The 6,552-nt window shown below is 73.0% G+C and carries 5 protein-coding genes and 1 pseudogene; 4 read left to right on the plus strand and 2 right to left on the minus strand.

The window, feature by feature from the left end:
- Nucleotides 1-32 precede the first annotated feature (32 nt).
- A complete protein-coding gene (locus ABT263_RS01900) occupies nt 33-779 on the minus strand; it encodes a hypothetical protein (protein ID WP_352286503.1) in 747 nt (248 codons plus the stop codon).
- Nucleotides 780-1,155: 376 nt separating this feature from the next.
- Here ABT263_RS01900 and ABT263_RS01905 point away from each other — a divergent pair, with 376 nt between their 5' ends.
- Complete coding sequence (locus ABT263_RS01905) at nt 1,156-4,098, plus strand: beta-galactosidase (protein ID WP_352286504.1); 2,943 nt, start codon at nt 1,156-1,158, stop codon at nt 4,096-4,098.
- Between the two features lie 34 nt (nt 4,099-4,132).
- Here ABT263_RS01905 and ABT263_RS01910 read toward each other — a convergent pair whose 3' ends face one another.
- Nucleotides 4,133-4,606, minus strand: a complete 474-nt coding sequence (locus tag ABT263_RS01910; protein ID WP_352286506.1) for an Lrp/AsnC family transcriptional regulator — start codon at nt 4,604-4,606, stop codon at nt 4,133-4,135.
- A 94-nt stretch (nt 4,607-4,700) separates the two neighbouring features.
- Between ABT263_RS01910 and ABT263_RS01915 the strand changes: the two genes are divergently transcribed.
- The 3 genes and pseudogenes from ABT263_RS01915 to ABT263_RS01925 form a co-directional block, all read left to right on the plus strand.
- The gene (locus ABT263_RS01915) at nt 4,701-5,564 is read left to right on the plus strand and encodes an LLM class flavin-dependent oxidoreductase (RefSeq protein WP_352286508.1); all 864 of its coding nucleotides are present in this window, start codon (nt 4,701-4,703) and stop codon (nt 5,562-5,564) included.
- A complete protein-coding gene (locus ABT263_RS01920; protein WP_352286509.1) occupies nt 5,561-5,989 on the plus strand; it encodes a nucleoside deaminase in 429 nt (142 codons plus the stop codon). Before ABT263_RS01915 ends, ABT263_RS01920 begins: the two co-directional genes overlap by 4 nt.
- Nucleotides 5,990-6,236: 247 nt before the next feature.
- Nucleotides 6,237-6,552: pseudogene (locus ABT263_RS01925) on the plus strand (PLL family lectin); the annotation flags it as partial.

Genomic DNA, 6,552 nt, shown 5'->3' on the forward strand with positions numbered 1-6,552 from the left:
GGCGCCGACGGCGGGCCGGCCCGGGGCGCGGCTCACATGTGGGCGCTGATCCGGCCGCCGGTGCTGAGCACGATGTACACGCCGTTGGCGACGGCGCCGTCGTCCTGCTGGTTGGCCACCAGGGTGCCGACCTCCTCGTTCCCCATGCCGAGGATCTGCGCGCGGTAGTGCAGCTCGCCGACCTTGGTGACCTTCGCCGTCCAGCCGCCCGCGAGCTTGAAGGTGCCCGGCCCCTGCTGCGCGCCGCCCATCCAGGAGTGGACCTGGCCGTCCATCGAGAGCACGACGAACATGTCGTTGGCGTCCAGCCCGGTGTCGCTGTTGTTCGTCTCCAGCGTGGCCAGGACCGAGCCGCGGCTGACGATCTTGGCGCGGTAGTTCTGGTTGCCGAGGTCCTGGATCTCGGCGGTGCTGCCGTCCACCAGGGTCTGGGTGCGGCCGGGCGACGTCGCCTTGGGCGGTACGGCCGGCGGGGTGGTCGGGCGCGCGGTGGGCGTGGCGGTCGGCTTCGCGGTGCCGGGCGCGGTGCTCGGTGCGGTGCTCGGCGCGGCGGTGCCGGTCGAGCCGGGGGTACCGGTCGAGCCGGGGGTACCGGTCGGTGCGGGCGTCCCGGTCGCGCCGGGCGCCCCGGTCGCGGCGCTGGTCGGCGCGGCGGTGCCGGCGGCGGTGCCGGGGGAGGAGGAGCAGGCCGTCGCGGCGGACACCAGCAGGGCGGTGGTCAGGACCGTGCCGGCCAGCGAGCGGACGGCGGACGCGCGGCGGGTCGTCTGGAGGGACATGCGGGTTCTCCCGTGCGAGTAAGGGTGAGGACGGGCACGTTGTCCGCTCCCTCCCTGGTGGGGGCCGGGCTGCGGCGGTGCTGTGCATGATCGAAGGTAGTACGAACAGTCGACGGAATGGATCATTCCGTGTCACCGGACTGCTACGGGCGCCGCCCGCCCGGTGGGGCCGTTCCGGTCGGGCGAGCCGCCGTGCCGGCGTCGTTGACGGCGCATCGGCCATCCCGTACAACTGCCCAAGATGCCCGATTCATCTGGTATTTGACGATTAGTCATCATTTGATCATCCATCAGATGATGACATTCGAGCGATGTGCCGGTGCCGGTGCCGGGGCCGTCGCTGGCGGTCCGGTCGGTCGAGAACCTGGAGGTTCGGATGCGTGATCCCGCAAGGCGGCCCCTCCTCAGGCGGGGCCTGGCGATCGGCGCCGCGGTCGCCTTCCTGGCGGGACCGGGCTCCGGCGCCCCGGCGGCTCCGGCGCCCGTCGGCACCCCGACGGCACGGGCCCCCCACTCCGTCACGTACGACGGCTACTCGTTCCTCATCGACGGCAGGCGCACCTACCTCTGGTCCGGCGAGTTCCACTCCTACCGCCTGCCCAGCCCGGACCTCTGGCTGGACGTGCTGCAGAAGATGAGGGCGGCCGGGTTCAACGCCGTCTCCCTGTACTTCGACTGGGGCTACCACTCGCCCGCGCCGGGGGTCTACGACTTCACCGGGATCCGCGACATCGACCGCCTGCTGTCCATGGCCGACAGCCTGGGCCTCTACGTGATCGCCCGCCCGGGGCCGTACATCAACGCGGAGGTCGACGGCGGCGGCTTCCCCGGCTGGCTGTCGACGAAGCCGGGCGACAACCGCCGCGACGAGCCGCGGTACCTGGCGTACTCCGACGAGTGGCAGCGGCGGATCGACCGGATCATCGCCCGCCACCAGTTCACCAACGGCACCGGATCGGTGATCCAGTACCAGGTGGAGAACGAGTACTTCGACAACGGCCCGGACGGCCGCGCCTACATGAAGCACCTGGAGGACCGGGCGAAGGCGGACGGCATCACCGTGCCGCTGGTCGGCAACAACAACGGCGCCTTCCAGACCGGGCACGCCGCCCTGGACGTGGACTCCCCCGACTCCTACCCGCAGGGCTTCGACTGCTCCCACCCCGCCACGTGGCGCGGCGTCCCGGACATCAGCCGAGGCCGCCTTCCCGACAAGCCGCTGGGGACCGCCGAGTTCCAGGGCGGCGCCTTCGACCCGTGGGGCGGCCCCGGCTACGACAAGTGCGCCGAGCTGATCAACGACAGGTTCGCGGACGTGTTCTACAAGCAGAACATCGCGGTCGGCGCGACCCTGCAGAGCCTCTACATGACCTACGGCGGCACCAACTGGGGCTGGCTGGGAATGCCGCAGAACTACACCTCCTACGACTACGGCGCCGCGATCAGCGAGACCCGCCGGCTGGACCCCAAGTACCACCAGGACAAGCTGATCGGCTACTTCGCGCAGGCCGTGGCCCCCCTGACGAAGACCGACCCGCTGTCCGCGGCGCCGACCGACAACGCGAGGATCGTCGACACCGCGCGGGCCAACCCGGACACCGGCACCCAGTTCCACGTCCTGCGGCACGCCGACTCCACCGCCGTCACCAGGGACAGCGCGCACCTCACGGTCGACGTCGGCGGCCGCTCCTACACCGTTCCGCAGCAGCCCGGCACCGCCCTCACCCTGGACGGTCGGCAGTCGAAGGTCATCCTGGCCGGCTACGACCTCGGCAAGGCCCGGCTGCGCTACTCCACCTCGGAGTTGATGACCGACGCCGCCATCGGCGACCAGCACGTCGCGGTGCTCTACGGCGACCACGACTCCGACGGCGAGACGGTCCTGCACTACGCCACCAGGCCCACCGTGACCGCCACCGACGTGACCGCCACCGACGGAGCCGCCACCGGCGGGGCCGTCACCAGCACCTGGGACCCGACGACCGGGGACCTCCGGCTGAACTACCGCCACACCGGCCTGACCCGGGTCCGGATCACCGGCGGCGACCGCCCGCTGCTCCTGCTGCTGGCCGACACCGGCACCGCCAAGACCTTCTGGCGCCAGGACACCGCGCACGGCCCGGTGCTGCTCCGCGGCAGCCACCTGCTGCGCGGCGCCGCCTCCGACGGGACCACGCTGGCCCTCACCGGGGACGTCGGAACCGACGGCGCCATCGAGGTCTTCGGCCCCGCCGGCGCCCTGACCTGGAACGGCACGAAGGTGTCCACGCACCGGACGGACACCGGCAGCCTGACCGGCACCGTCCCCACGGCGGCCCCGGTCACCCTGCCCGCGCTGACCGACTGGCGGCACACCCAGGACTCGCCCGAGGCCCGGCCCGGCTTCGACGACTCGGGCTGGCGGGTGGCCGACCGGAACACCAGCAACAGCACCACCGGTCCGGTCACGCTCCCGGTCCTGTTCGCCGACGACTACGGCTTCCACACCGGCAGCACCTGGTACCGCGGCCGGTTCACCGGCACCGGCGCGGAGACCGGCATCACGCTGACCACGCAGAGCGGCGGCGGGGCGGCCGCCTCCTCGGCGTGGCTGAACGGCACCTTCCTCGGCAGCTCCACCACCGACGGGACCACCTACGCCTTCCCGGCCGGCCTCCTGAGGAGCGGAGGGGACAACGTCGTCTCGGTGCTGACGGTCGACATGGGACACGAGGAGGACTACGAGGCGTCCAACGGCAACAAGGCCGCCCGCGGTCTGCTCGGCGCCTCGCTCCTCGGCGCCCCGCCCGGCGCCGTGACCTGGCGGCTCCAGGGGAACCTCGGCGGCGAGACCCCCGTCGACCCCGTACGGGGCCCGCTGGCCGTCGGCGGACTGCACGGCGAGCGGGCGGGCTACATGCTGCCGGGCTACCCGACCAAGGACTGGACCCCCACCCGGCTGCCCGCCACCGACCCCACCCCGGGGGTGTCCTGGTACACCACCACGGTGCCGCTCGACCTGCCCGCCGGGCAGGACACCTCGCTCGGTCTGACCCTCACCGACGACCCGTCCCGCCGGTACCGGGCCGAGATCTTCGTCAACGGCTGGCACCTGGGCAACTACGTCAACTACCTGGGGCCGCAGCACAGCTTCCCGGTCCCGAACGGCATCCTCGACCCCCACGGGACGAACACCGTCGCGATCGCGGTGTGGAACCTCGACGGCTCCACCGGCGGTCTCGGCGGGGTCGCCCTCACCGCCTACGGCAGCTACGCCTCCTCGCTCGCCGTCCGGCAGAACGACAGCCCCCGCTACGACAGCGGGCGCTACGAGCCCTGACCCGTGCCACCCGCGCCCCCCCGGCCGTGACCACTCAGAGCGGCCCGCCGTCCGCGCGCGGTACGCGCGGGCCGCGGAACGGCAGCGTCCGGCTCAGGACGAGGTTGGTGGTCGTGCTCCCCAGCTGCGCCAGCGCGTCCACGACCTCCTCCAGACGGCCCATCGACGTAGTCGCCACCTTCAGGACGTAGCAGTCGTCCCCGGTGGTGCGCAGGCACTCCAGGATCTCCGGACGCTCGCCGACCAGCCGGCGCAGCGGCTCGTGCCGCGTCCCCGGCCCCGGGTACTTCAGCCGGACGACCGCCAGCACCGGATGCCCCGTCCGCTCCAGGTCCACCTCGGCGCGGTAGCCGGTGATCACCCCGGCCGTCTCCAGTCGCCGGACCCGTTCCGTCGTCGCCGACGCGCTCAGGTTCACCCGGCGGGCCAGCTCCGTGAAGGGCAGCCGGCCGTCCTGCTGGAGCTCGGTCAGGATGGCCCAGTCCGTCGCGTCGAGAGTCTCGGTCATCCGCTCAGATTACCGGTGAATTCACGGCTGAATCCCTCCTGAACAGGCAGGAATCCCTTCTGACGGCCGGTCCGGCCTGGCTAGCCTGTGCGGTGTGAAGATCGGAATCAACGTCCCCAACTTCGGCCCGGGCACCGACCCGGGAGTCCTGCGCGACTGGGCCCGGACGGTGGAAGACCTGGGCTTCGACCTGCTGATGGTCTCGGACCACGTGGCCATCACGCCCGATGTCGCCGAGCGCTACCCCGCCCCCTTCTACGAGCCGTTCACCACGCTGTCCTGGCTGGCCGGTGTCACCGGCCGGGTCCGGCTCGGCACGACCGTCCTCATCGCCCCGTACCGGCACCCGCTGCTCGTCGCCCGGATGGCGGCCAACCTGAACGAGCTGAGCGGCGGCCGACTGGTCCTCGGCGTGGGGGTGGGCTGGGCCCGGCAGGAGTTCGCCGCCCTCGGGGTCCCGTTCGAACGGCGGGGGCGGCTGACCGACGCCCACCTGGAAGGCCTCAGGGCGGCCTGGGCGGACACCGCCTCCTACGGGACCGCGCGCATCCCGCTCTGGGTCGGCGGCAACAGCGAGGCGGGCCTGCGTCGGGCGGTGCGGTTCGCGGACGCCTGGCACCCGCTGCGCTGCACCCTGCCGATGCTGCGCGGATCCGTGGCCCGGCTGGGGGGGCTCGCCGCCGAACAGCGGCGCCCCGTCCCCGCCTTCGCCCCCCGGATCGCGCTCCGGCTCACCGCGGAGCCGGTCACCGGACCGGAGCGGCTCGCCGGCGAGGGCACGATCGAGCAGGTCATGGCCGACCTCGACCGGCTCCGGCTGCTGGGCGCCGACACCGTCGTCCTCGACCCCTACCACGGAGACCCGCGCGAGACCCGCCGTCCGCAGGCGGCCTGGCAGGCACTCGCCGCCGTGGCCGCGCACATCCGGCCCCCTCTCACCCCTACGGAGCAGTCATGACCGTCGCCGACGACCACACCCTCCTCCGGCGGGCGATCGCGCTCGCGGCCGAGGCCCGCGCGAGCGGCAACCCGCCGTTCGGATCGCTGCTGGCCGGCCCGGACGGCGCGGTGCTCGCCGAGGAGCGGAACACGACCCGCACCGAGCGGGACATCACCGCGCACCCCGAACTGAAGCTGGCGCGCTGGGCCGCACGGGAGTTGGACGCGGCCACGGCGGCGGCGACCACGCTGTACACCAGCTGCCAGCCGTGCTCCATGTGCGAGGCGGCCGTCCAGCAGGCGGGGCTGCGGCGGGTCGTGTTCGCCCTGTCGAACGATCAGCTCCTGGGCATCCGGCCGGGCAGCGGCCGGCCGCCCGTCCCGCAGGAGGGCCCGGCCCTGTACGACGAGGTGCGGGCGGTGGTCGCGGGCTACTACCACTGACCGTCAGGACCGCGGACCGGCCTCCCTGGTGGGCCCGGGCCGGTGTCCCAGGGCGGTGCGGGCCCGGGTGGTGCACTGGTCCCGGGACACAGGCAGGACCACGGCCTCATGCCCTCGCCCCGGCGGATTCCTACCGTGGGAGCACGCGGTGGGGCGCTCGGCCCGGGAGACCGGAGAGCGCCCCGCGCGGAGCGGGCCGGGAGCCTTCCGGTCCGTCGCTTCTCCAGCGAACTACGGGAGGTCCCAGATGAGTTGGAACCAATTCACGCTCTCCTCGGCCGGCAGCGCGTCGGTGTCGAGCAGGGTCGCCGCGGTCTCCCGGATCCCCGGGAGCATGGAGCTCTGGTGGGTCGCCCAGGACGGCTCGGTCCAGGGCGCGTACTGGTACGACGGGTCGCCGTGGCGGCGCTACGAGCTGGCGCCGGCCGGCAGCGCCTCCGTCAACGGCGGCATCGCGGCGGTCTCGCGGGTCCCCGGGAGCATGGAGGTCTTCTTCGTCGGCGCCAACGGGTCGGTGCAGGACCGGTACTGGTACGAGGGCGCCGCCTGGCAGGGCTTCGAGC

The organism is Kitasatospora sp. NPDC001603, from assembly GCF_040298365.1.
In the GTDB taxonomy this organism is placed as follows: Bacteria; Actinomycetota; Actinomycetes; order Streptomycetales; family Streptomycetaceae; genus Kitasatospora.

Coding starts and splice junctions, on each gene's coding strand:
- ABT263_RS01920 (WP_352286509.1), top strand. CDS start 5,561: ATGACCGTCGCCGACGACCACACCCTCCTCCGGCGGGCGATCGCGCTC.
- ABT263_RS01905 (WP_352286504.1), top strand. CDS start 1,156: ATGCGTGATCCCGCAAGGCGGCCCCTCCTCAGGCGGGGCCTGGCGATC.
- ABT263_RS01910 (WP_352286506.1), bottom strand. CDS start 4,606: ATGACCGAGACTCTCGACGCGACGGACTGGGCCATCCTGACCGAGCTC.
- ABT263_RS01900 (WP_352286503.1), bottom strand. CDS start 779: ATGTCCCTCCAGACGACCCGCCGCGCGTCCGCCGTCCGCTCGCTGGCC.